Below are 21,656 nucleotides of genomic sequence, written 5' to 3'. Positions count from 1 at the left end.
GTGGATTACATGATCCCGGGCCTGGCCGACGCCATGCCCCCGGCACCCCCCGCGGACGTGCCGCCCGCGCCTCCGGCGGACCTGCCGCCGGCGCCCCCGGCGGACGCGCCCGTCGTTGACAACGACTTCCGCGGTTTCGTCCCGGCCAACATGCCGCAGCAGGTTTCCACGGTGGGCTACACGAAGCAGCTGTGGGACGCCATTCGGGCGCAGGACATTCAGGGCAACGACGCGCTGGACGCGATCGCGCAGCCGTCCGCCTGAGTTCCACCCGCCAGACTGCCCGGCACGCCTCGAACGTTCCCGCTTCGGGGCGTGCCGGCATTCCAATCGCTACGGCGTCAGGCCGAGCCCACCCACTCTTCGGTTCCGTCGTCGAAGAACTGGTGCTTCCACACCGGTAGCCGCGCCTTGATGGTGTCGACCAGAAGCGCGCAGGTGGCGAAGGCCTCCTGACGATGGTCAGCAGCGACCGCCGCCACCAGCGCCGCCTCCCCGATGTGCAGCACCCCGGTTCGGTGGCTCGCCGCCACGGCGCGTACCCCGCTGGACTGCTCCGCGACATCGGCCACGACAGCTGCCATGACCTGTTCGGCCGACGGATGCGCGGAGTACTCCAGCCGCACCACCCGCCGGCCGCCGTCGTGGTCGCGAATCATGCCGACGAAGCCGACGATCGCGCCGGCCGACTGATGGCCCACGAGCTCTTCGTGCTCGGCCAGCACGATCGGGTGATCGGTCATGGCCGCGCGGACGATGAGCGTCATCGCTGGTGGTCTCCACCGGCGAGCTGATCGAGCGCATGGTCGATCACATCGGCCAGCACGCCCAGGCCGTCGCGCACGCCCCCGGGCGAACCCGGGAGGTTGACGATCATGGTCCGTCCCGCCACGCCACATACACCGCGTGACAGCACCGACGTCGGCACCTTCGGCAGGCCGGACCGGCGGATGGCGTCGGCCAGGCCCGGGATCATGTAATCCAGCACCGCCACCGTCTGATCGGGCGTGCCGTCGCTGGGGGAGATGCCGGTGCCCCCGGAAGTGATGATGACGTCGACCCCGTCGTCGACCGCCTTGCGCAGGGCCGCGCCGACCGGCTCACCATCGACGACCACCTCCGGCTCGGCGCACGAGAATCCGCGCTGTCCAAGCCATTCGGCGATGATCGGGCCGCACCGATCCTCGTACACCCCGGTCGACGCGCGGGTCGAGGCGATGATGACGCGGGCGGATCGGGCGCTCATCACCGCACCCACGTTCCGGTTTTGCCGCCTTCCTTGCGCAGCACCCGAACGTCATCGATGCGCGCGGCGGGGTCAACCGCTTTGATCATGTCGTAGAGCGTCAGACCGGCCACGCTGACGGCGGTCAGCGCCTCCATCTCCACACCCGTGCGGTCGGTGCTGCGCACCGTCGCGGTGATCTCGATGTCGGACTCCCCCACAGTGAAATCGACGTCGACCCCGGTGAGCGCCAACTGATGGCAGAGCGGGATCAGGTCACTGGTGCGCTTGGCCGCCAGGATGCCCGCCACCCGGGCCGTGGCCAACGCATCGCCCTTGGGCAGGCCCCCGGCCGAGATGAGCTCCACCACGCGCGGCGACGTATGCAAGGAACCCGCCGCGACGGCGGTTCGCTTAGTGGCTCCCTTACCGCTGACATCGACCATGTGCGCCGCCCCACGATCGTCCAGATGTGACAGCGCGCCCGAGGGGGATTCTCCCGACGCCCAGGTCGCCGCGGGCTTGGCGGCCTCAGAGGCCCTAGCCATCCTGGCGCCTACCGGTTAACGACGGTGACCGGGTGCAGGTAGGGCAGGTCAGTGGAGGGCAGCGGGAACACCAGCTCGCCGAATGGCGACAACGCCCCGGTCCGGTCGGTCGCGAGTTCGCTCACCGCGTGGTCGTCGTGGTCCGTCGTCGGCCAGCCGTTGTCGACATACCTGGTCTTGCGCGCTTTACCCTCAGCAGTGTCAGCCACGCCATCCATTCTGACAGGTCGCCCTCGCGCGCGTCCCGCAAGACCGCCAGTCGACCAGACATTCGTTGCCTGCTGGCGACCCGCCGACTGTTTTACGCTGGTCAGCAATGACCGACAACACCCCGGATATTCCGCTGGGGTCGTGGTTGGCCGACTTGCCCGACGAGCGGCTGATCCGACTGCTAGAGCTGCGGCCGGACCTCGCCCAGCCCCCGCCCGGCAGCATCGCCGCGCTCGCCGCGCGCGCTCAGGCCCGCCAATCGGTGAAGGCCGCCACCGACGACCTCGACTACCTGCGGCTGGCGGTGCTCGACGCGCTGCTGGTGCTGCAGGCTGATGCCGCGCCGGTGCCGACACCGAAACTGCTGGCGCTGATCGGTGAGCGCGCGCCCGAGGCCGACGTGACCAAGGCGTTGGACGATCTGCGGGAGCGCGCGCTGGTGTGGGGCGACGCCGCGCTCCGCCTGGCACCCGACGCCGCCACGGCCCTGCCGTGGCACCCGGGCCAAGTCACCCTCGAGGACGCCTCGCGAAGCGGCGAGGAGATCGCCGACCTCCTCGACGGCCTCAGCCAGGCCCAGCGCGACGTGCTCGACAAGCTTCTCGAGGGTTCCCCGATGGGCCGCACCCGTGACGCCGCGCCCGGCGCACCCGCGGACCGGCCGGTGCCCCAGCTGCTGGCGCTGGGGCTGCTGCGACGCATCGACGCCGAGACGGTGATCCTGCCCCGCCACGTCGGACAGGTGCTGCGCGGCGAACAGCCCGGTCCCATGCGGCTGACGGCGCCCGACCCGGTGACGTCGACCACCACCACCGACGATGTCGACGCGGCGGCGGCCGGCGCCACCATCGACCTGCTGCGAGAACTCGACGTCCTGATCGAAACGCTCGCCGCCACACCGATTTCCGAGCTGCGCAGCGGCGGGCTGGGAATACGTGACGTCAAACGGCTCAGCAAGGCGACCGGCATCGAAGAGTCCCGGCTGGGGCTGATTCTCGAGGTGGCGGCCGCCGCCGGCCTGATCGCCAGCGGGATGCCCGACCCGGAACCGGTCACGGGTGATGGACCGTACTGGGCACCGACCGTGGCCGTCGACCGGTTCACCGCGCTGTCCACCGCCGAGCGCTGGCAGCTGCTGGCCAGTAGCTGGCTGGACCTGCCGAGCCGGCCGGCTCTGATCGGAACCCGCGGCCCCGACGCCAAACCCTATGGCGCCCTTACGGATGCGTTGTACTCGACGGCGGCGCCGCTGGATCGCCGACTGCTGCTCAGTACGCTGGCCCAATTGCCGCCGGGTGCCGGTGTCAGCGCGGTCGAAGCGTCGGCGGCACTCGTTTGGCGGCGCCCGCGCTGGGCGAAACGGTTGCAGCCCGGGCCGGTGGGTGATCTGCTGGCCGAGAGCCATGCGCTCGGCCTGGTGGGGCGGGGGGCGCTGAGCACCCCCGGCCGCGCCCTGCTGGACGAGGGCGCCGACTCCCAGGCCGCTATCGACGCCATGGCGCGGGCGCTGCCGAAACCGATCGATTACTTCCTGGTCCAGGCCGACCTGACCGTGGTGGTGCCGGGCCCGCTGCAGCGCGACCTCGCCGAGCAGCTGGCCGCGGTGGCCACCGTCGAGTCAGCCGGTACCGCGATGGTGTACCGCATCAGCGAGCAGACGATCCGGCATGCGCTCGACGTCGGGAAGACCCGCGACTGGATGCATGCCCTGTTCGCAAAGCACTCCAAAACCCCTGTCCCACAGGGACTTACCTACCTCATCGACGATGTCGCACGCCGGCATGGCCAGCTGCGTATCGGCATGGCGGCTTCGTTCGTGCGGTGCGAGGACCCGGCGCTGCTGGCCCAGGCCGTGTCCGCGCCCGCGACCGAAGGGGTGCAACTGCGTGCCCTTGCCCCGACGGTCGCGGTGTCCCCTGCGCCGATCAGTGAGGTGCTGGTCGCGCTGCGGGCGGCGGGCTTCGCGCCCGCGGCCGAGGACTCCACCGGCGCTATCGTCGACGTCCGTCCCCGGGGGGCCCGGGTGGCCACTCCGCAACAGCGGCGGCCCTATCGACCGATGCCGCGGCCCAACAGCGAGAGCCTGAACGCTGTGGTGGCGGTGCTGCGGAAGGTGACCGCCGCGCCGTTCGGCAACAGTCGCGCCGACCCGGCGGTCACCATGTCGTTGCTCCAGCGCGCGGCCAGGGAACAAGACACGCTGGTGATCGGTTATTTGGATGCCGCGGGTGTCGCAACCCAGCGGGTTGTGTCGCCGATCACCGTTCGGGGCGGCCAGTTGAGCGCCTTCGACTCAGCGTCGGGGCGATTGCGCGACTTCGCCATCCACCGCATCACGTCGGTGGTGTCGGCCAACGGCCGATAATGGGTGGTGACGATGCAAAGGATGAAAGGGAGCGGCGCCATTGACTGACGGCCCGTTGATTGTGCAGTCCGACAAGACGGTGCTGCTCGAGGTTGATCACGAGCAGGCCGGTGCGGCGCGCGCCGCCATCGCGCCGTTCGCCGAGCTGGAGCGCGCGCCCGAGCACGTGCACACCTACCGCATCACACCGCTGGCGCTGTGGAACGCGCGCGCCGCCGGCCACGACGCCGAACAGGTCGTCGACGCGCTGGTCAGCTTCTCCCGCTACGCGGTGCCCCAGCCGCTGCTGGTCGACATCGTCGACACCATGGCCCGCTACGGCCGCCTGCAATTGGTCAAACACCCGGCGCACGGACTGACGCTGCTGAGCTTCGACCGGGCGGTCCTCGAGGAAGTGCTGCGCAACAAGAAGATCGCACCCATGCTCGGCGCGCGGATCGACGACGACACCGTGGTCGTCCACCCCAGCGAGCGCGGCCGCGTCAAGCAGATGCTGCTCAAGATCGGTTGGCCCGCAGAGGATCTGGCGGGGTACGTCGATGGCGAGGCGCACCCGATCAGCCTGGCCCAGGACGGCTGGCACCTGCGCGACTACCAGCAGATGGCCACGGATTCGTTCTGGTCCGGCGGGTCCGGGGTGGTAGTCCTGCCGTGCGGGGCCGGCAAGACGCTGGTTGGCGCGGCCGCGATGGCGAAGGCCAGCGCGACGACGCTGATCCTGGTCACCAACGTCGTCGCGGCGCGGCAATGGAAGCGCGAACTGGTGGCACGCACCTCGCTGACCGAGGACGAGGTCGGCGAATATTCCGGTGAGCGCAAAGAAATTCGGCCCGTCACCATCTCGACCTATCAGATGATCACCCGGCGGACCAAGGGTGAGTACCGGCATCTGGAACTCTTCGACAGCCGCGACTGGGGGCTGATCATCTACGACGAGGTCCACCTGCTGCCGGCCCCGGTGTTCCGGATGACCGCCGACCTGCAGTCCAAACGGCGCCTGGGCCTGACCGCCACGCTGGTCCGCGAGGACGGCCGCGAGGGCGACGTGTTCTCGCTGATCGGCCCCAAACGCTATGACGCGCCGTGGAAGGACATCGAGGCCCAGGGCTGGATCGCGCCGGCCGAGTGTGTCGAAGTGCGGGTCACGATGACCGACAGCGAGCGGATGATCTACGCCACGTCGGAACCCGAAGAGCGATACAAGGTTTGCTCGACGGCGCATTCCAAAGTCGCCGTCGTGAAGTCGATCCTGGACAAGCATCCCGGCGAGCAGACGCTGGTGATCGGCGCCTACCTCGACCAGCTCGACGAGCTGGGCGCCGAGCTGAGTGCCCCGGTGATCCAGGGGTCCACCCGAACCAAGGAACGCGAAGAGCTGTTCGACGCGTTCCGCCGCGGCGAGGTGTCGACTTTGGTGGTGTCCAAGGTCGCCAACTTCTCCATCGATCTGCCGGAAGCGTCTGTGGCGGTTCAGGTTTCGGGGACCTTCGGCTCACGCCAGGAGGAGGCGCAGCGGCTGGGCCGGCTGCTTCGGCCCAAGGCCGACGGTGGTGGCGCCATCTTCTACTCCGTGGTGGCGCGCGACAGCCTGGACGCCGAGTACGCCGCGCACCGCCAGCGTTTCCTGGCCGAGCAGGGCTACGGTTACATCATCCGCGACGCAGATGACCTTCTGGGCCCGGCGATTTAGCAGGGGCCGAGCTTTCCGAACCAGGTGGCCCTCTTGGATTTTAATATCGCCCGCGATATCAAATCTGGGAACGCGCGCATGGTTCCGGTCTGACGGCGCTCGACGCCCGCGCTAGAAGCTAGAGCGACAGAATGGTCGCCGAGGCGGTGCCCGGCGCGCCGTAAACCTGGGCCAGGCCGACGCGCGGGTTGCCGGCCACCTGACGCTCCCCCGCCTCACCGCGCAGCTGGCGCACCAGTTCGTGCATCTGCCGCAGCCCCGACGCGCCGATCGGCTCGCCGTTGGCGATCAACCCCCCGTCGGTGTTGACCGGCATCGAGCCGTGGATCTCGGTGGCGCCGTCGGCCAGCAGCTTCTCCTGCTCACCGTCGGCGCACAGGCCGGTTTCGGCCATGTGGATGACCTCGTTGCCGGCGTCGGTGTCCTGGAGCTGGGCGACGTCGACATCCTCGGGCCCGATGCCGGCCGCCTCGTAGGCCGCCTTGGCCGCGTAGACCGTCGGGGAGACGTCCTCGTCGAGCGGCGCGAAGGTGGCATGCACCTCGTAAGCGCCGTAGCGGCGGGTGCGGATCTCGCAGGCTCGCACGTACACCGGCTTATCGGTGAACTTGTGCGCCAGGTCGGCGCGGCACATGATCACCGCCGCGGCCCCCTCGTCGGGCGCACAGAACATGTATTGGGTCAAGGGATAGTTGAGCACGGCCGAATTGAGAATCTCTTCCTCGGAAATCGGCTTGCGCCGGAACGCATTCGGGTTCAGCGCGCCGTTGCGGAAGTTCTTGGCCGCCACCTTGGCCAGGGTGGCCTGCGAGATGTTGTGGTCATGCAGGTACTTGTTGGCCTTCATCCCGAAGAACTTGGTGGTGACGAACTGCCCGTTCTGGGCGTACCACTGCGGCAGCGCCAGCTTGGCGGGGTCGTCGGTGAACGCCCCGCGCGGGTGCTTGTCCAGCCCGATGGCGATGCCGAGGTCGTACTTGCCCAGCCGGATGGTGTCGGCGGTCTGCTGGATGGCGCTGGCCGCGGTGGCACACGCGTTGAACACGTTGGTGAACGTGATGCCGGTGAGGCCGACCAGGCGGGTGACCGCGTCGGGGTTGGACACCTCGTGGCTGCCGCCGAAACCGAACTGGATGTCCTTCCAGTCCACCCCGGCGTCGCTCAGCGCCGCTTGAATCGCCTCGGCGCCCATCTGCATCGCGGTCTTGTCGAACCTGCCGAACGGATGCAGGCCCACGCCGATGATGGCGACATCGTTGGTCATCGCAACCTCCCTATGCGACCGGCTGGAACGCGAACGTCATGATTTCGGCGCCCTCGTCGTCGGTGGTCAGCGGAATCATGGTGAGCTCGACCTCCTGGCCGAACTGCAGCTTGGCCGGGTCGTTCTCCGTCAACCGCCCCTCGACCCGGATGACGTCATCGAGCTGGACCAACCCGACACCGAACGGAACGAAGTCCTTGCCGGTCGGGCCCGCATAGGGCGCCCCGGGCGGGAATCCCTGGGTGGTCCACGCGACGAGAGTTCCGCGGCGCGGCAGCAGCACATCGGTCATCTCGCCGACGCTGCAGCGCGGGCACCACTGCTGCACCGGGAAGGTCGTGGCGCCGCAACTGCCGCACCGGCTGCCGATCAGCTGTGGGCTGTCATCGGGCCAGGTCGAGATCTCGGGGGCGAGTGCCTTCTGCATCGGGGGGATCCTCCACAAGCGTCCACGGTGCGGCCAACAGAATGTTGCTCACTGAACCGTATAACAGCTTTCCGAAAAGTGGAAACCACATTCTCATTGTTCGTCTCGCCGGGCAGATATGTTGGGATCGCCGCCGCAACCGAGGAGACGACCATGCCAGTCACGGTGATACTCGAACTGAAATTCAAGCCCGACGCGATGCCGCAGGCGCGCGACGTCATGGGCCGGGCTCTGCGAGACACCCGGGCATTTGCCGGAAACCTCGGTACCGACGTGCTCGTCGACGAGGACGACGAAACCCACTGGCTGATCTACGAACTGTGGGACACGGTCGAACAGGACGAGGCCTACCGGGCGTTTCGCGCCGGCGAAGGACGTATCACCGACCTGCCGCCGCTGCTGGCCGAGCCCCCCGTCAAGAAGAGGTACGTCACCTCCGACATCTGACGGCTAGCTCAGCGCGGGAATCACCTCGCGCTCGAACAACTCGATGCCGGAGCGGTCGTACGCGGCCTCCGGGAAGTAGCAGATGGCGTATTCGCACCCGAGGTCGCGGAGCCTGGCGATCCGCTCGATCACCTGTTCAGGTGTGCCCGTCGCGGAATCGGGTCCGCTGCCGGCGGCCAGCATCGCGTCGGCGGCAGCCTCGGGCACGTACCGGACGACGCGGTCGCGGACGCGCCGCAGCCTGTCCTTGACGTCGGCGTCGGAGGTCCCGACGACCGCGTTGAAGTTGGCCGACCGCACGATGGCATCGAAGTCGGTGCCCACCTGCTGACAGTGCTGCGCCAGCACTTCGGACTTGTGGGCGAACGCCTCGGGCTCCGGCGCGAAGTTGGTGTAGTGCGCGTATTTCGCTGCGATGCGCAAGGTCACCTTCTCGCCGCCGCCGGCGATCCACAGCGGAATCCCGTTGTCCTGCAGGGGCTTAGGGGAAACGATCGCGCCGTCCGCCTGGTAGTGCTTGCCGTCGAATCTGACCTCGCCGTCGCGCCAGGCGTCGCGCATGATCTGCACGCCCTCGTCCAACCGGGCCAGTCGCACGCCGGCCGACGGGAAACCGTAACCGTAAGCGCGCCACTCATGTTCGTACCAGCCGCCGCCGATGCCCATCTGAATCCGCCCACCGGAGATGATGTCGGCGGTCGCCGCGACCTTGGCCAGGTACACCGGATTGCGGTAGCTCATCGCGGTGCACATCTGGCCGAGTTTGATCCGCGAGGTGACCGCCCCGTACGCGGCCATCAGCGACCACGCCTCGTGCGTGGCCTCACCCGTCGGCACCGGGACGGTGTGGAAATGGTCGTAGACCCACAGCGAGTCCCACGCGCTGCCGTCGGCGTAGACGGCCAGATCGCGCATCACCGCCCAGTGCTTCTCCGGTTCGATGTCGACCAGATCCATTCGCCAGCCTTGCGGGATGAAGAGACCGAAGCGCATAGCAACGGACTCTAGCCCGCCGCCGAGCACCACGTGGCAACAGGCAATTCCCTCCGCCGCCGCGGGCAGCCCACTCCCAGGCCCCCGCTAGGCTTACCCATCGTCAAGCAACCGGGAGGTCGGCGTGCGCGTACTGGTCTCCGGCGCCAGCATCGCCGGCCCGGTGCTGGCCTACTGGCTGACCCGGCACGGCTTCGACGTCACCGTCGTCGAGCGCGCGCCCAGCCTGCGCAAGACCGGCGGCCACGCCGTCGACCTGTTCCGTCCCGCGATGGAGATTTCGGCGGACATGGGTGTCCTGCCCCAGATCGAGGCGCTCGCCACCGGAACGAACCGCATGACCATGCATCGGGAAGGCCGCCCGCGGGCCTTCGAGATCGACCTCACCAAGATCTACGCCGCCACGTCGGACCGGCACGTGGAGATCATGCGCGACGACCTCAGCGAAATCTATTACGCCGCCGGTCGCGATCACGTCGAGTACCTGTTCGGTGACTCGATCACCTCGATCGACCACGACGGCGAGGTGACGTTCGAGCATGGCCCTGCCCGCCGGTTCGACGTCGTCGTCGGTGCCGACGGGCTGCACTCCAACGTCCGGCAGCTGACCTTTGGCGACGAAGCGAACCTCACCCGGTTCCTCGGCGGCTATCTGGCGGTGGTGTCGGCGCCCAAGGCACTGGCCGGTCGTGGCGAGATGACCTGCCACGTCGGCGTGGGCCGGCTCGCGGCTATCTACACCGCCGAACACCTGGACGACGCGCGCGCCGTCTTCCTGTTCCGCACCAAACACGAGCTCGACTACGATCACCGGGATACGTTGCGGCAGAACGAAATACTGCGCGACACGTTCGCCGGCATGCACGAGCAGGTGGACGACTGGCTGGGCGAAGTCGACCGCACGCCCGCGTTCTACTTCGATTCGATCAGCCAGCTGCGGCTCGACAGATGGTCCCGCCGGCGGGTGACCCTCGTCGGTGACGCGGGATACTGCCCCGGCCCCGCGGTGGGCGGCAGCACCAGCCTTGCCGTGCTCGGCGCCTACGTGCTGGCCGGCGAGCTCGCCCGGGCGGACGGCGACCACTTGCGCGCGTTCGCGGCCTACGAGTTGCAGATGCGCGAACCGGTGCACCGCAGCCGGGCATTCGCCCGCGGTGCCGCCAAGGGCATCATCCCCGGCTCGCGACTCGGGCTGTGGGCATTGACCCGTGGCGCCCAATTGGTCTCGCTGCTGCCCGGCTCGCTTTCGCGGTCGCTGGCGAGGCTGAACGCCAACGGCGTCCGGATGCACGATTCGATGTTCGTGCCCGACTACAGCGCAACCGACCTACAAGCGAACGAAAGGAACGACCGCCCATGGAACTAACCGGTGTGGGAATCTGGAGCAGTCAGCTGCGATACGGCGATCCGTCCGAATCCGCCGAGGCTGCGGCGGAATTGGATGAGTTGGGCTTTCCGGCGCTGTGGATACCCGACGTCGGCGGCCCGGTGTTCGACGCGGTCGGCAACTTGCTCGCCGCGACGAAGCGGACCGTGATCGCCACCGGGATCCTCAACCTGTGGATGCATGCCCCCGGCGACGTCGCTGACTCCTATGCCACGTTGACCGCCGAGCACGGGAACCGCTTCCTGCTTGGCATCGGCGTCAGCCACGCGCCGCTGATCGACGCGGGCCAACCCGGGCGCTACCGCAAACCGCTGGCGGCGACGGCGGCGTTCCTGGACGGGCTCGATGCCGCCCCACGTCCCGTACCGGCCGAAAGTCGGGTCTTGGCCGCGCTCGGCCCGAAGATGTTGGAACTGGCCGCGACCCGCGCCCGCGGGGCCCACCCCTACCTGGTCACCCCGGACCACACCGCCTCTGCCCGTTCGACTTTGGGCGACGGCCCCCTGCTGCTGCCGGAGCAGACGGTGATCCTGACCGACAGCGCCGACGAGGCGCGGCGCATCGGAACCGACTGGCTGCGGGCATATTTGGCGTTGCCCAACTATGCCAACAACCTGCTGCGCACCGGGTTCGCCGAAGAGGACCTGACCCAGGTGAGCGATCGGCTCTTCGACGCCATCATCGCGTGGGGTGACGAGGAGGCGATCATGCGCAGGGTCGCCGAGCATCGTTCGGCTGGCGCCGACCACGTGTGCGTCCAGGTGCTGCTGGCCGACCCGAAGGTGTTCCCGCGCGAGCAATGGCGCCGAATCGCCGCCGCCTCCAAGTAACCCCGCGGCGATCACGCTTAGGGTGGGGTATGGCTTCCAAGCAGACGCTGTTTCGGATTTTCTACCGCATCGGCTTCACTCCCTGGGACGGTCACCCGCTCGCGGAGAGCGTGCGGAGCCTGGTCGAGGGGACGGCCGACACGCCTGCGCTCCCGCGGGGCTCGGCCCTCGAAGTCGGGTGCGGAACCGGTGACTGCTCGATCTATCTCGCCCAGCACGGTTGGAAGGTCACCGCGGTCGACTTCGTCGCCAAGCCCCTCGAGCGGGCACGCGCCAAGGCAGGGGCCGCCGGCGCGGCGGTCGACTTCGTCCAGGCCGACGTCACACAGCTGAGCCGGACCGGCGTCGGCTCGAACTTCGAGTTGATCGTCGACAACGGTTGCCTGCACAACATGAGCGACGACGATCGCGAGGCCTATGTCCGGGAGATCAGCGCGGTGGCTGCCCCCGACGCGCGGCTGCTGATCGTCGCATTCGTTCCCGGCGGCAGGGTGGGAGTGCGCGGCATCGACCACACCGAGATGGAACGACGCTTCGCGCCCACCTGGACGATGCTGTCGGCCGGCGACGAGCGCGAGCTGGACCGCGCCGAGAAGACGCCGGCCCGGTACTACCTCTTCCAGCGCCGCGACACATAACCAGGTGCGACGACACGCCGTACGCCGTCGCAACGTTTTATGTCCCGCGTGTCAGCCCACGCAAAAGCCCCCGAAGACAAGCGCTTCGGGGGCTTTCGCGACTGCGAGACCTACGTCAGCGAGTCCGGCGGCAGGAAGCGGTCGCCGTACTTGGCGGCCAGCTCACGGGCACGGGCCACGAAGGCTTCCTTGCCCTTACCGCCCGCACCCTCGTAGCCGACGATGAACTGCGCGCTACCACCGGTGTACGGCGGGAAGCCGATGCCCATGATCGAGCCGATGTTGGCGTCGGCCGTCGAGGTCAAAACGCCCTCGTCGAGGCACTTTTGGGTTTCCAGCGCCTCGGCGAACAGCATCCGGTCGATCATGTCCTGCAGCGGCGGCTCCGACGAACCGGACTTGAACGTCTCCCGCAGGCCCGGCCACAGCCCGGTGCGCTTGCCGTCGACGTACTCGTAGAAGCCCGCGCCCTTGAGCCGCGACGGGCGGCCGATCTCGATCATCTTCTCCACGACGGCCTCGGCCGGGTGCGGCTCGTAGGTGCCGCCCGCGTCCTCGACACCCTTGCGGGTGGCGGCCGCGATCTTGTGCATCAGCTCGAGGTTCAGCTCGTCGGACAGCTGCAGCGGCGGGGCCGGGTAGCCGGCCTGCGAGCCGGCGTGCTCGATCGACGCCGGTTCGACGCCCTCACCAAGCATCGCCAGGGCCTCGTTGACGAACGTGCCGATCACCCGGCTGGTGAAGAAGCCGCGGCTGTCGTTGACCACGATCGGGGTCTTGCCGATGGCCAGCGTGTAGTCGAAGACGCGGGCCAGCGCCTCGTCAGAAGTCTTCTCGCCCTTGATGATTTCGACCAGTGGCATCTTGTCGACCGGCGAGAAGAAGTGGATCCCGATGAAGTCCTCCTGCCGCTTGACGCCGGTCGCCAGACCGGTGATCGGCAGCGTCGAGGTGTTGGACCCGAGCAGCGCGTTCGGCTCGACGATGTCCTCGATCTCCTGGAACACCTTGTGCTTGAGCTCCTGGTTCTCGAACACCGCCTCGATCACGAAGTCGACGCCCTTGAAGTCAGCGGGGTCGGCCGACGGCGTGATGCGGTCGAGGAGCGCCTTGCTCTTCTCCTCGGTGGTCTTGCCACGCTGAAGCGCCTTGGCCTCAAGCTTTTCCGAGTACCCCTTGCCCTTCTCGGCCGCCTCGAGGCTGACGTCCTTGAGTACCACGTCGAAGCCGGCCTTGGCGGAGACGTAGGCGATGCCGGCGCCCATCATGCCCGCGCCCAGCACACCGATCTTGTTGATCTTGACCGGCTCGATGCCGTCGGGGCGCGAGCCGCCGCCGTTGATGTGCTGCAGGTCGAAGAAGAACGCCTGGATCATGTTCTTGGCGACCTGGCCGGTGACCAGAGAGGTGAAGTAGCGGCTCTCGATGCGGGTGGCGGTGTCGAAGTCCACCTGCGCACCCTCGACGGCCGCGTCCAGGATGGCTCGCGGCGCCGGCATCGGCGCACCCTTGAGCTGCTTCTTCAGCAGCGCCGGGAACGACGGCAGGATGCCGGCCAGCCCGGGGCTCGACGGGGTGCCGCCGGGCATCTTGTAGCCCTTGGCATCCCACGGCTGGGTGTGCGAGTCGGGGTTCGCCTTGATCCACGCCTTGGCGGCGGGCACCAGTTCCTCGGCGGAGCCGACGAGCTCGTCGATCAGCCCGATCTCCTTGGCCTTGTCCGGCTTGAAGCGAGTGCCCTGCGACAGGATGTTCATGAACGCGTTCTGGATGCCGAACATCCGCACCGTGCGCGCCACGCCGCCTCCGCCGGGAAGCAGGCCCAGCGTCACCTCGGGCAGGCCCACAACTAGGCCCTTGACGTCCGCGGCGATGCGGTGGTGACACGCCAGCGCGATCTCCAGGCCGCCGCCGAGCGCGGCGCCGTTGATGGCGGCCACCACCGGCTTGCCCAGGGTCTCCAGGGCCCGCAGGTCGCGCTTGATGTCCTCGACCTCGGTGAAGACGTCGCCGGCGTTCTCTGGGCCGGCGTTGATCATGCTCTTGAGATCGCCGCCGGCGAAGAACGTCTTCTTCGCGCTCGTGATCACCACGCCGGTGACCGAATCCTTCTCCGCGGCAAGGCGTTCGACGGCCTTGTGCATCGATTCCTTGTAGTGCTCGTTCATCACGTTCGCGGACCCGGTCGGGTCGTCGAGCGTCAGTGTGACGATGCCGTCGGCATCCTTATCCCACTGGATGGTGTTCTCTGCCATGGTCTTAAACCCTCTCGATGATGGTGGCGACACCCATGCCGCCGCCGATGCACAGCGTGATCAGCGCGCGACGCGCGTTGCGGCGCTCGAGCTCGTCGACCATGGTGCCGGTGATCATGGCGCCGGTGGCGCCCAGCGGGTGGCCCATCGCGATGGCGCCACCATTGACGTTCAGCTTCTCGTCGGGAATGTTGAGGTCCTTCTGGAACTTCAACACCACCGACGCGAACGCCTCGTTCAGTTCGAACAGGTCGATGTCGTCGACGGTCAGTCCGGCGCGGTCGAGGACCTTGCGGGTCGCCGGGGTCGGGCCGGTCAGCATGATGACCGGGTCGGAACCGCTGGTCGCCGTGGCGACGATGCGAGCGCGCGGGGTCAGGCCCTGCGACTTGCCGGCAGCCTCCGAGCCCACCAGCACCAGCGCGGCGCCGTCGACGATGCCGGAGCTGTTGCCCCCGGTGTGCACGTGGTTGATCTTCTCGACGTAGTGGTACTTCTGCAGTGCCACGTCGTCGAAGCCACCCATTTCGCCGATGCCGTCGAACGCGGTCTTCAGCTTGGCCAGGCCCTCCATCGTGGTTTCGGGCCGCATGTGCTCGTCGTGGTCGAGGATGACCAGACCGTTCTGGTCGCGCACCGGCACGACCGACTTCGCGAAGTAGCCGCCCGACCAGGCCTCGGCGGCCTTCTGCTGCGAGCGCAGCGCGTAGGCGTCGACGTCCTCGCGGGAGAAGCCCTCGATGGTGGCGATCAGGTCGGCGCCGATGCCCTGCGGCACGAAACCGATCCGGTAGTTGGTCTCGGGGTCGAGCGCCCAGGCGCCGCCGTCGGAGCCCATCGGGACGCGGCTCATCGACTCCACACCGCCGGCCAGCACCAGGTCGTCCCAGCCGGAGCGCACCTTCTGGGCGGCCGTGTTGACGGCCTCGAGGCCCGAGGCGCAGAACCGGTTGAGCTGCACGCCGCCGGTGGTCTCGGGCAGCCCAGCCACCAGCGCCGCGGTCCGGGCGATGTCGCCGCCCTGGTCACCGACCGGCGACACCACCCCGAGGATCAGGTCGCTGATCAGGTTCTCGTCCAGGTCGGGGTTGCGCCTGCGCAGCTCGTCGACCAGTCCGACGACGAGGTTTACCGGCTTGACCTCGTTCAGCGAGCCGTTTTTTTGCTTGCCCCGCGGTGTGCGGATGGCCTCATAGATGAAGGCTTCTTCGGACATGTCGAGTTCCTCTTCACAAGTGGGTTTCGGATCCGTATTAAAGGTAGGTCCAGATACCGCACCCTAACAAAGTGCCCGGCCAACCTGTTGGTTGGGCCGATCACCGCTGGTCAGTATGCCGACGGTACGGCTGGCCGCACACTCGGCTGCCAATGCGCGGCCAGCCGCACACTCGCGCTTCGTCGGCCACCCTAAGCTCGACCAGCATGACGGTCTCGCGACTGCGTCCCTACGCGACGACGGTGTTCGCCGAGATGTCGGCGCTGGCCGCGCGGGTCGGCGCGGTCAACCTCGGCCAGGGCTTCCCGGACGAGGACGGGCCCGCGGCCATGTTGAAGGCCGCCCAGGACGCCATCGCCGAGGGAAACAACCAGTACCCGCCCGGCATCGGCGTCGCACCGCTGCGGCACGCAATCGCCGCCCAGCGGCGGCGCCACTTCGGCATCGAATACGACCCCGACACCGAAGTGCTGGTGACGGTCGGTGCGACCGAGGCCATCGCGTCCGCTGTGCTGGGCCTGATCGAACCCGGCTCGGAGGTCCTGCTGATCGAGCCGTTCTACGACTCCTACTCCCCGGTGGTGGCGATGGCCGGCGCGCACCGGGTCACCGTGCCCCTGGTCCCCCACGGCCGCGGATTCGCCTTGGACGCCGACGCCCTGCGCCGGGCGGTAACGCCCCGGACCCGCGCGCTGATCGTCAACTCACCGCACAACCCGACCGGAACGGTGCTCAGCGCGGCCGAGCTGACCGCCATCGCGGAGGTCGCCGTCGCCGCCGACCTCTTGGTGATCACCGACGAGGTGTACGAGCACCTGGTGTTCGACGGCCATCGGCACTTGCCCCTGGCCGGCTTCGACGGCATGGGCGAGCGGACGATCACCATCTCCAGCGCGGCCAAGATGTTCAACTGCACCGGCTGGAAAATCGGATGGGCTTGTGGCCCAGCGGAACTCATCGCCGGGGTGCGTGCGGCCAAGCAGTACCTGAGCTATGTTTCAGGCGCGCCGTTCCAGCCCGCGGTGGCTCTCGCGCTCGACACCGAGGACGCGTGGGTGGCCGGGCTTTGCAGCTCTTTGCGGGCCCGTCGCGACCGGCTGGCCGCCGGGCTCTCCGAGATCGGCTTCGAGGTGCACGACAGCGCCGGCACCTACTTCCTGTGTGCCGACCCCCGCCCGCTGGGCTACGACGACAGCGCCGCGTTCTGTGCGGCGCTACCCGAAAAGGTCGGGGTGGCGGCCATTCCGCTGTCGCCGTTCTGCGATCCGGCGGGCTCCCATCCCGACGTGTGGAATCACCTGGTGCGGTTCACCTTCTGCAAACGCGAAGACACACTCGACGAGGCGATCAGGCGGCTGGCCACCCTGCGTGACCGGTCGGCTACGTAGCAGGGCCGAAACCCTCCATCACGCGCTTACGCAGTCCCTCCAGCGCGGAATCGAGGATCTTCTTGCGGGCCCGGCTGACCCAGAACTCGGGCAGCGGGGCGAATGGTTCGACCGTGATGGCGAACCGCACCCTGGTCGTGTCGTAGCCCTCCCTGGTAAGGGTGTACTCCCCGTGCTGGCCGCGTTGCTGGGCAGTCTTCTGGGCGTCCCACACCATCCAGTCCGGGCCCCAGTGGTATTCGAGCAGCTCCGTGTCGTGGATGCCGGTCACCGCGATGGTGACCTTCACGTGGTGCGGTCGGCCGTCGGGATGCTTGTCTACGACTTCGACCCGCTTGTGTACCGACGACCATGACGGCACGGCGTCCATGTCGGCCAGCGCCTCCATGATCACTTCCGGAGGCGCGTCAATGACGATTTCCGACGACGCTTGAACGGCCACTGCTAATAAGTTAGCAACCGCTCAGCCGCTGGCGCACGCAAAATGCGAGCCGCCGACTATTGCGGCTCCGTCGAACCTTTGCCGCGCTTTACCAATTCGCACAACCCCTTTACCGATGAGTCGAGAACGCTTTCGCTGGCCCGCCGGACGATGAAGGCGGGCATCGGCCGGCCCGGCTCGACCGTGACGTCGAAGCGCACCCGGGTCTTGTCGAGACCTTCGGGTTTGAGGTTGTACTCGACGTGCTGGCCGTGCTGCTGGGAAGTCCCTCTGGCGTCATAGACGACCCAATCGGGACCCCAGTGATATTCCAGGACTTCCTTGTCGACGAGCCCGAGAATCTTGATCGTCGTCTTCACATGGTGGGGCCGACCGTCGGGATAACGGTCGATCACTTCGATGTGTTTGTGGAGCGGTGACCACTCCGCCAGTACGCAGACATCGGTCAGCGCCTCCATGACCACTTCTGGCGGCGCGTCGACGACGAATTCCCGTGATGCTTTTACGGCCACTGCGCTCAACCTAGCAATGCCGGCCCCGGTGCGGAATGGTTCGACGTAACAGGTTGTCTACCAGTCGATTTCGGCGAGGGGCGTGGTGGCCGCGGGCGGTCGCCCGACCGGTGCGGCCGGGGTGCGCGAGAAGCGCGGACCGGGTGCGGCCTGGTCGACGCCGTGGGCGGTGATCACCGTGGACCGCGCCCGCAGGTGTTCGTCGCCCGCCGCTTCGCTCCACGTCAGCACCGGAGTGACGCACGCATCGGTGCCGGCGAAGATGGTCGTCCACTCCTCGCGTGTCCGGCTGCCGAACCGTTTCGCGAAGACCTCGTACATCTGCGGGTACGCCCCGACGTCGAGCTGGCCGGGCACCTCCTCGGGCGACAGGCCGAGGCCGGTCAGCAGCGCCGCGAAGAATTGCGGCTCGATGGCTCCGACGGCCACGTATTTGCCGTCGGAGGTCTCGTAGCAGCGGTAGAACGGCGCGCCGCCGTCGAGCAGAAACGACTCGCGCCGGTCACGCAGCGCCCCGGTCGCCTTCATCGTCCACATCATCTGAGCGAGCAGGCTGACGCCGTCCACCATCGCCGCGTCGATGACCTGCCCCCGGCCCGAACGTTCGCGCTCGTACAGCGCGACCGCGATGCCGAGCAGCACCAGCATCGAACCGCCACCGAAGTCGGCGACGAGATTCAGCGGCGGCATCGGGGGCCGGTCAGCGTAGCCCAGCGCCGAGAGCGCGCCGGTCCGCGACAGGTAGTTGATGTCGTGCCCCGCCGTCTGGGCCAGCGGGCCGTCCTGCCCCCAGCCGGTGATTCGCGCGAAGATCAGTCGCGGATTGACCGCCGCACACTCGTCGGGACCGATGCCGAGCCGCTCGCAGGTGCCGGGCCGGAAACAGTCCAGCAACACGTCGGCTTTGGCGGCGAGATCGAGCAGCGCCTGAGGCTGCGCCTTGACGTCGAGGTCGACGATCCGCTTCCCGCGGTGCAGCAGATCGCGGTCCTCGGGCGGCATCGTGAGGCCACCCGGGCGCCGCACGCGCACCACATCGGCCCCGAGGTCGGCGAGCATCATCCCGGCGTGCGGGCCCGGTCCGATGCCGCCGAGCTCGATCACCTTCACCCCGGCGAGGGGGCCGCCGTCGTCCACCGCGATTAGTTGCCCTTCTTCACTTTCAGCACCCGCTCGCGCAGCGCCTTGGTCGCCGAATCGATGGTGCCCTTGACGGCGCGTTTCAGGACGAATCCGGGCAGTGGCACATTCGGGTCCGCGAGGAGCTCGAACTTCACCAGGGTCGCCTCGCCCTGCGGTATCAGGGTGTACTTGCCGTCCTGCGCCTTTTGCTGCGAGGAACTCACCAGCGTCCAGCTCACCGCGTCGTCCGCCCAGGTGTAGGCCACCACCTGTTCGTCGGTGATCCCGGCGACCTTCACCTTCATTTTCACTTGGCTGGGCCGCCCGTCGTCCCCGGTCGAGAGGACCTCCGCACTCTGGTGGGGTTCGGACCATTCCGGCATCGCCTCGAAATCGGCGATGACGTCCAGGATCTCCTCCGGGCTGGCTTCGATGACGATGTCGCGGGATTCCTTGAGTGCCATGGCCCGCACGATCCTGAAACGGCGTCCCGCCCGGAACGGATTCGACCGAGGTACCGTCGTGCTTGTGCCTGACGCAGCGACCGAGCCCGTCTACACCGTCGGCGACTACCTGCTGGACCGCCTCGCCGAACTCGGCGTCACCGAGATCTTCGGCGTTCCCGGCGACTACAACCTGGAATTCCTCGACCACATCGTCGCGCACCCCAGCATCCGCTGGGTGGGCAACGCCAACGAGCTGAACGCCGGCTACGCCGCCGACGGATACGGCCGCCTGCGCGGAATGTCCGCCGTGGTAACGACTTTCGGCGTGGGCGAATTGTCCGCGGCCAACGCCATCGCGGGCAGCTATGCCGAACAGGTGCCCGTGGTGCACATCGTCGGCGGGCCGTCCAAGGACGCGCAGGGCACCCGGCGCGCGCTGCACCATTCGCTGGGTGACGGCGACTTCGAGCACTTCTTCCGGGTCAGCCGCGAGATCACCTGCGCCCAGGCCAACCTCATGCCCGCGAACGCCCGCCGTGAGATCGACCGGGTGCTCTCGGAGGTGCGCGAGCAGAAGCGGCCCGGGTACATCCTGCTGTCGACCGACGTGGCGCGCTTCCCCACCGAGCCGCCCGGTGATCCGCTGCCCCGCTACCCCGGCGGCACCAGCCCGCGCGCGCTGTCCCTGTTCGCCGAGGCCGCCTCCGGGCTCATCGCCGACCACCAGCTGACCGTGTTGGCCGACTTGCTGGTGCACCGGTTGCAGGTGGTCAAGGAACTCGAGGCGCTGCTGGCGGCCGACGTGGTGCCCTACGCCACCCTGATGTGGGGCAAAAGCCTGCTCGACGAAAGCTCGCCCAACTACCTGGGGATCTACGCCGGCTCGGCCAGCGTCCCGGCGGTGCGCACCGCGATCGAGGAGGCACCGGTCCTGGTGACCGCGGGCGTGGTGTTCACCGACATGGTCAGCGGCTTCTTCAGCCAGCGGATCGACCCGGCGCGGACCATCGACGTCGGGCAGTACCAAAGCAGCGTGGCCGGCGAGGTCTTCGCGCCGCTGGAGATGGGCGCCGCGCTGGAGGCGCTGTCGACCATCTTGACCCGGCGCCCGATCACGTCGCCTCCGGTGGCGGCGCCGCCCGCCGACGATCTGCCCCCGCCCCCGCCGCGCGATCAACCGCTGACGCAAGAGATGCTGTGGGACCGCCTCTGCACGGCCCTCACGCCGGGCAACGTGGTCCTCGCCGACCAGGGCACCTCCTTCTACGGCATGGCCGACCACCGGTTGCCCCAGGGTGTCACGTTCATCGGCCAACCCCTTTGGGGCTCAATCGGTTACACGCTGCCCGCCGCACTGGGCGCCGGCGTGGCACATCCGGACCGCCGGACCGTGCTGCTCATCGGCGACGGCGCCGCCCAACTGACCGTCCAAGAGCTCGGCACCTTCTCGCGCGAAGGGCTGTCCCCCGTCATCGTGGTGGTCAACAACGACGGCTACACCGTCGAACGGGCGATCCACGGAGAGACGGCGCCGTACAACGACATCGTGAATTGGAAGTGGACGGACATCCCCAACGCGCTGGGGGTCACCGAGCACCTGGCGTTCCGGGTGCGGACCTACGGCGAGCTCGATGACGCCTTAACCGCGGCCGCTCAGCACCGCGACAGCATGGTGCTCGTCGAGGTGGTGCTGCCGCGGCTCGAAATCCCGCCCCTGCTGGTCGAACTCGTCCAGCCGATGTCGCCGGACGGCAGCGTGCGCCGCTAGCGGGGCCCGGAGCGAGTCGGCCCGCCGGTCGGATCCGATGATCGCAGCATCGCCTGTACGGTGCGCCGGCACCGCCCGCAGTCGGCGCCCGCTCCGCACGCCTGGGCGACGTCCTTGGTGGTGCAGGCCCCGGCCGCCACCGCCTCCGTCACCGTTTGGCTGGTGACCCCGTTACACAGGCACACGAACATCGCGGTGCCGCTCAGTCCGCCTCGATGCGCATCATGTTGGTGAATCGGCCGACGAATATCGGTGGGTACGGCCCCATTCCGGCGCCGGACATCCACTCGGCCGCGGCGTCGGGATGCTCGATCCAGCGCCGCGCGCTTTCCTCGTCGGGCAGCTCCGACATGATCAGCACCTCGTGCTCATCGTCGAAGGCCTGGAAGATCCAGGTCTTGCGGATGCCGGCCGCGACGCCCGAGGCACCCGGCGTCGTGGTCGCCACCATCGCCTCCGTGCACGACGTGTCCGCGCTGGCCG

22 protein-coding genes and 2 pseudogenes are annotated in these 21,656 nt (G+C 68.2%); 9 read left to right on the top strand and 15 right to left on the bottom strand.

Translation table 11 applies throughout. The annotated features are described in order from the left end of the window. A pseudogene (locus A5711_RS09500) lies at positions 1–264 on the top strand (resuscitation-promoting factor RpfA); the annotation flags it as partial. A gap of 77 nt (positions 265–341) precedes the next feature. Here the strand turns inward: A5711_RS09500 and A5711_RS09495 are convergent. From A5711_RS09495 to A5711_RS09480, 4 genes are read right to left on the bottom strand one after another with little or no spacing between them, the layout of a single operon-like run. Further along, positions 342–767, bottom strand: a complete 426-nt coding sequence (locus A5711_RS09495) for a molybdenum cofactor biosynthesis protein MoaE (protein ID WP_067945790.1) — start codon at positions 765–767, stop codon at positions 342–344. Then, positions 764–1,246 carry a molybdenum cofactor biosynthesis protein B gene (locus tag A5711_RS09490; RefSeq protein ID WP_067945802.1) on the bottom strand — a complete coding sequence of 161 codons (483 nt, stop codon included), beginning with the start codon at positions 1,244–1,246 and terminating at the stop codon, positions 764–766. The genes A5711_RS09495 and A5711_RS09490 overlap by 4 nt, the downstream gene beginning before the upstream one ends. Further along, positions 1,246–1,773: a cyclic pyranopterin monophosphate synthase MoaC gene (gene moaC / locus A5711_RS09485; protein WP_082953258.1), complete on the bottom strand. Its 528-nt coding sequence runs from the start codon at positions 1,771–1,773 to the stop codon at positions 1,246–1,248. The genes A5711_RS09490 and moaC overlap by 1 nt, the downstream gene beginning before the upstream one ends. Positions 1,774–1,781: 8 nt before the next feature. Continuing rightward, positions 1,782–1,982 (bottom strand): hypothetical protein, encoded by a 201-nt coding sequence (locus A5711_RS09480; RefSeq protein WP_156744849.1) that lies wholly within the window; start codon positions 1,980–1,982, stop codon positions 1,782–1,784. 107 nt (positions 1,983–2,089) lie between these two features. Between A5711_RS09480 and A5711_RS09475 the strand changes: the two genes are divergently transcribed. Further along, positions 2,090–4,348, top strand: a complete 2,259-nt coding sequence (locus A5711_RS09475; RefSeq protein ID WP_067945787.1) for a helicase-associated domain-containing protein — start codon at positions 2,090–2,092, stop codon at positions 4,346–4,348. Positions 4,349–4,388: 40 nt separating this feature from the next. After that, positions 4,389–6,038, top strand: coding sequence for a DNA repair helicase XPB (locus A5711_RS09470; RefSeq protein ID WP_067945783.1), 1,650 nt, complete (start codon positions 4,389–4,391; stop codon positions 6,036–6,038). Positions 6,039–6,156: 118 nt separating this feature from the next. Here the strand turns inward: A5711_RS09470 and A5711_RS09465 are convergent, their stop codons facing one another. Together A5711_RS09465 and A5711_RS09460 are read right to left on the bottom strand one after the other, a co-directional pair. Next, positions 6,157–7,302, bottom strand: a complete 1,146-nt coding sequence (locus A5711_RS09465) for a thiolase family protein (protein ID WP_067945781.1) — start codon at positions 7,300–7,302, stop codon at positions 6,157–6,159. Between the two features lie 10 nt (positions 7,303–7,312). After that, positions 7,313–7,729, bottom strand: coding sequence for a Zn-ribbon domain-containing OB-fold protein (locus A5711_RS09460; RefSeq protein WP_067945779.1), 417 nt, complete (start codon positions 7,727–7,729; stop codon positions 7,313–7,315). A gap of 153 nt (positions 7,730–7,882) precedes the next feature. On the opposite strand from A5711_RS09460, the gene A5711_RS09455 reads away from it, so the two are divergent. After that, complete coding sequence (locus tag A5711_RS09455; protein WP_067945800.1) at positions 7,883–8,176, top strand: putative quinol monooxygenase; 294 nt, start codon at positions 7,883–7,885, stop codon at positions 8,174–8,176. A gap of 3 nt (positions 8,177–8,179) precedes the next feature. Here A5711_RS09455 and A5711_RS09450 read toward each other — a convergent pair whose 3' ends face one another. Continuing rightward, the gene (locus tag A5711_RS09450) at positions 8,180–9,169 is read right to left on the bottom strand and encodes an LLM class F420-dependent oxidoreductase (RefSeq protein ID WP_067945777.1); all 990 of its coding nucleotides are present in this window, start codon (positions 9,167–9,169) and stop codon (positions 8,180–8,182) included. A 124-nt stretch (positions 9,170–9,293) separates the two neighbouring features. Between A5711_RS09450 and A5711_RS09445 the strand changes: the two genes are divergently transcribed. Genes A5711_RS09445 through A5711_RS09435 form a run of 3 tightly spaced genes read left to right on the top strand, consistent with a single transcriptional unit; the run spans position 9,294 to position 12,024 of the window. After that, positions 9,294–10,535, top strand: a complete 1,242-nt coding sequence (locus A5711_RS09445; protein WP_067945775.1) for an FAD-dependent monooxygenase — start codon at positions 9,294–9,296, stop codon at positions 10,533–10,535. After that, positions 10,526–11,386: an LLM class F420-dependent oxidoreductase gene (locus A5711_RS09440; RefSeq protein ID WP_067945772.1), complete on the top strand. Its 861-nt coding sequence runs from the start codon at positions 10,526–10,528 to the stop codon at positions 11,384–11,386. Before A5711_RS09445 ends, A5711_RS09440 begins: the two co-directional genes overlap by 10 nt. Before the next feature lie 29 nt (positions 11,387–11,415). Then, positions 11,416–12,024, top strand: coding sequence for a bifunctional 2-polyprenyl-6-hydroxyphenol methylase/3-demethylubiquinol 3-O-methyltransferase UbiG (locus A5711_RS09435; protein ID WP_067945770.1), 609 nt, complete (start codon positions 11,416–11,418; stop codon positions 12,022–12,024). A 110-nt stretch (positions 12,025–12,134) separates the two neighbouring features. On the opposite strand, the gene A5711_RS09430 is transcribed toward A5711_RS09435, so the two are convergent. Together A5711_RS09430 and A5711_RS09425 are read right to left on the bottom strand one after the other, a co-directional pair. Beyond that, positions 12,135–14,279 carry a 3-hydroxyacyl-CoA dehydrogenase NAD-binding domain-containing protein gene (locus A5711_RS09430; RefSeq protein ID WP_067945767.1) on the bottom strand — a complete coding sequence of 715 codons (2,145 nt, stop codon included), beginning with the start codon at positions 14,277–14,279 and terminating at the stop codon, positions 12,135–12,137. Between the two features lie 4 nt (positions 14,280–14,283). After that, positions 14,284–15,495, bottom strand: coding sequence for an acetyl-CoA C-acetyltransferase (locus A5711_RS09425; protein WP_067945765.1), 1,212 nt, complete (start codon positions 15,493–15,495; stop codon positions 14,284–14,286). 206 nt (positions 15,496–15,701) lie between these two features. Between A5711_RS09425 and A5711_RS09420 the strand changes: the two genes are divergently transcribed. Continuing rightward, positions 15,702–16,883, top strand: a complete 1,182-nt coding sequence (locus tag A5711_RS09420) for a pyridoxal phosphate-dependent aminotransferase (protein WP_067945763.1) — start codon at positions 15,702–15,704, stop codon at positions 16,881–16,883. Here A5711_RS09420 and A5711_RS09415 read toward each other — a convergent pair. From A5711_RS09415 to A5711_RS09400, 4 genes are read right to left on the bottom strand one after another with little or no spacing between them, the layout of a single operon-like run. Further along, positions 16,876–17,325 carry an SRPBCC family protein gene (locus A5711_RS09415; RefSeq protein ID WP_067945761.1) on the bottom strand — a complete coding sequence of 150 codons (450 nt, stop codon included), beginning with the start codon at positions 17,323–17,325 and terminating at the stop codon, positions 16,876–16,878. The two genes, A5711_RS09420 and A5711_RS09415, sit on opposite strands and share 8 nt — an antisense overlap. A 56-nt stretch (positions 17,326–17,381) precedes the next feature. Next, complete coding sequence (locus tag A5711_RS09410; RefSeq protein WP_082953257.1) at positions 17,382–17,837, bottom strand: SRPBCC family protein; 456 nt, start codon at positions 17,835–17,837, stop codon at positions 17,382–17,384. 57 nt (positions 17,838–17,894) lie between these two features. Continuing rightward, complete coding sequence (locus A5711_RS09405) at positions 17,895–18,974, bottom strand: CaiB/BaiF CoA-transferase family protein (RefSeq protein ID WP_082953256.1); 1,080 nt, start codon at positions 18,972–18,974, stop codon at positions 17,895–17,897. 5 nt (positions 18,975–18,979) lie between these two features. Further along, positions 18,980–19,423 carry an SRPBCC family protein gene (locus A5711_RS09400; protein WP_067945796.1) on the bottom strand — a complete coding sequence of 148 codons (444 nt, stop codon included), beginning with the start codon at positions 19,421–19,423 and terminating at the stop codon, positions 18,980–18,982. 64 nt (positions 19,424–19,487) lie between these two features. On the opposite strand from A5711_RS09400, the gene A5711_RS09395 reads away from it, so the two are divergent. Continuing rightward, a complete protein-coding gene (locus A5711_RS09395; protein ID WP_067945794.1) occupies positions 19,488–21,173 on the top strand; it encodes an alpha-keto acid decarboxylase family protein in 1,686 nt (561 codons plus the stop codon). On the opposite strand, the gene A5711_RS09390 is transcribed toward A5711_RS09395, so the two are convergent. Next, on the bottom strand, positions 21,170–21,364 hold the full coding sequence (locus A5711_RS09390; protein ID WP_067945757.1) for a bacterioferritin-associated ferredoxin: 195 nt from the start codon (positions 21,362–21,364) through the stop codon (positions 21,170–21,172). The two genes, A5711_RS09395 and A5711_RS09390, sit on opposite strands and share 4 nt — an antisense overlap. Positions 21,365–21,375: 11 nt before the next feature. Further along, positions 21,376–21,656: pseudogene (locus A5711_RS09385) on the bottom strand (fatty-acid--CoA ligase); the annotation flags it as partial.

Source organism: Mycobacterium sp. E2238 (genome assembly GCF_001672665.1).
GTDB lineage: Bacteria > Actinomycetota > Actinomycetes > Mycobacteriales > Mycobacteriaceae > Mycobacterium.
The sequence above is the reverse complement of the archived record's forward strand: the minus strand, read 5'-3'. Positions and strand labels throughout refer to the sequence as shown.

Bases quoted from the DNA above. Each gene is read 5' to 3' on its own strand.
- A5711_RS09495 (WP_067945790.1), bottom strand. From the start codon at position 767: ATGACGCTCATCGTCCGCGCGGCCATGACCGATCACCCGATCGTGCTG.
- A5711_RS09400 (WP_067945796.1), bottom strand. From the start codon at position 19,423: ATGGCACTCAAGGAATCCCGCGACATCGTCATCGAAGCCAGCCCGGAG.
- moaC (WP_082953258.1), bottom strand. From the start codon at position 1,773: ATGGCTAGGGCCTCTGAGGCCGCCAAGCCCGCGGCGACCTGGGCGTCG.
- A5711_RS09390 (WP_067945757.1), bottom strand. From the start codon at position 21,364: ATGTTCGTGTGCCTGTGTAACGGGGTCACCAGCCAAACGGTGACGGAG.
- A5711_RS09425 (WP_067945765.1), bottom strand. From the start codon at position 15,495: ATGTCCGAAGAAGCCTTCATCTATGAGGCCATCCGCACACCGCGGGGC.
- A5711_RS09435 (WP_067945770.1), top strand. From the start codon at position 11,416: ATGGCTTCCAAGCAGACGCTGTTTCGGATTTTCTACCGCATCGGCTTC.
- A5711_RS09455 (WP_067945800.1), top strand. From the start codon at position 7,883: ATGCCAGTCACGGTGATACTCGAACTGAAATTCAAGCCCGACGCGATG.
- A5711_RS09475 (WP_067945787.1), top strand. From the start codon at position 2,090: ATGACCGACAACACCCCGGATATTCCGCTGGGGTCGTGGTTGGCCGAC.
- A5711_RS09460 (WP_067945779.1), bottom strand. From the start codon at position 7,729: ATGCAGAAGGCACTCGCCCCCGAGATCTCGACCTGGCCCGATGACAGC.
- A5711_RS09420 (WP_067945763.1), top strand. From the start codon at position 15,702: ATGACGGTCTCGCGACTGCGTCCCTACGCGACGACGGTGTTCGCCGAG.
- A5711_RS09465 (WP_067945781.1), bottom strand. From the start codon at position 7,302: ATGACCAACGATGTCGCCATCATCGGCGTGGGCCTGCATCCGTTCGGC.
- A5711_RS09450 (WP_067945777.1), bottom strand. From the start codon at position 9,169: ATGCGCTTCGGTCTCTTCATCCCGCAAGGCTGGCGAATGGATCTGGTC.
- A5711_RS09440 (WP_067945772.1), top strand. From the start codon at position 10,526: ATGGAACTAACCGGTGTGGGAATCTGGAGCAGTCAGCTGCGATACGGC.
- A5711_RS09430 (WP_067945767.1), bottom strand. From the start codon at position 14,279: ATGGCAGAGAACACCATCCAGTGGGATAAGGATGCCGACGGCATCGTC.
- A5711_RS09490 (WP_067945802.1), bottom strand. From the start codon at position 1,246: ATGAGCGCCCGATCCGCCCGCGTCATCATCGCCTCGACCCGCGCGTCG.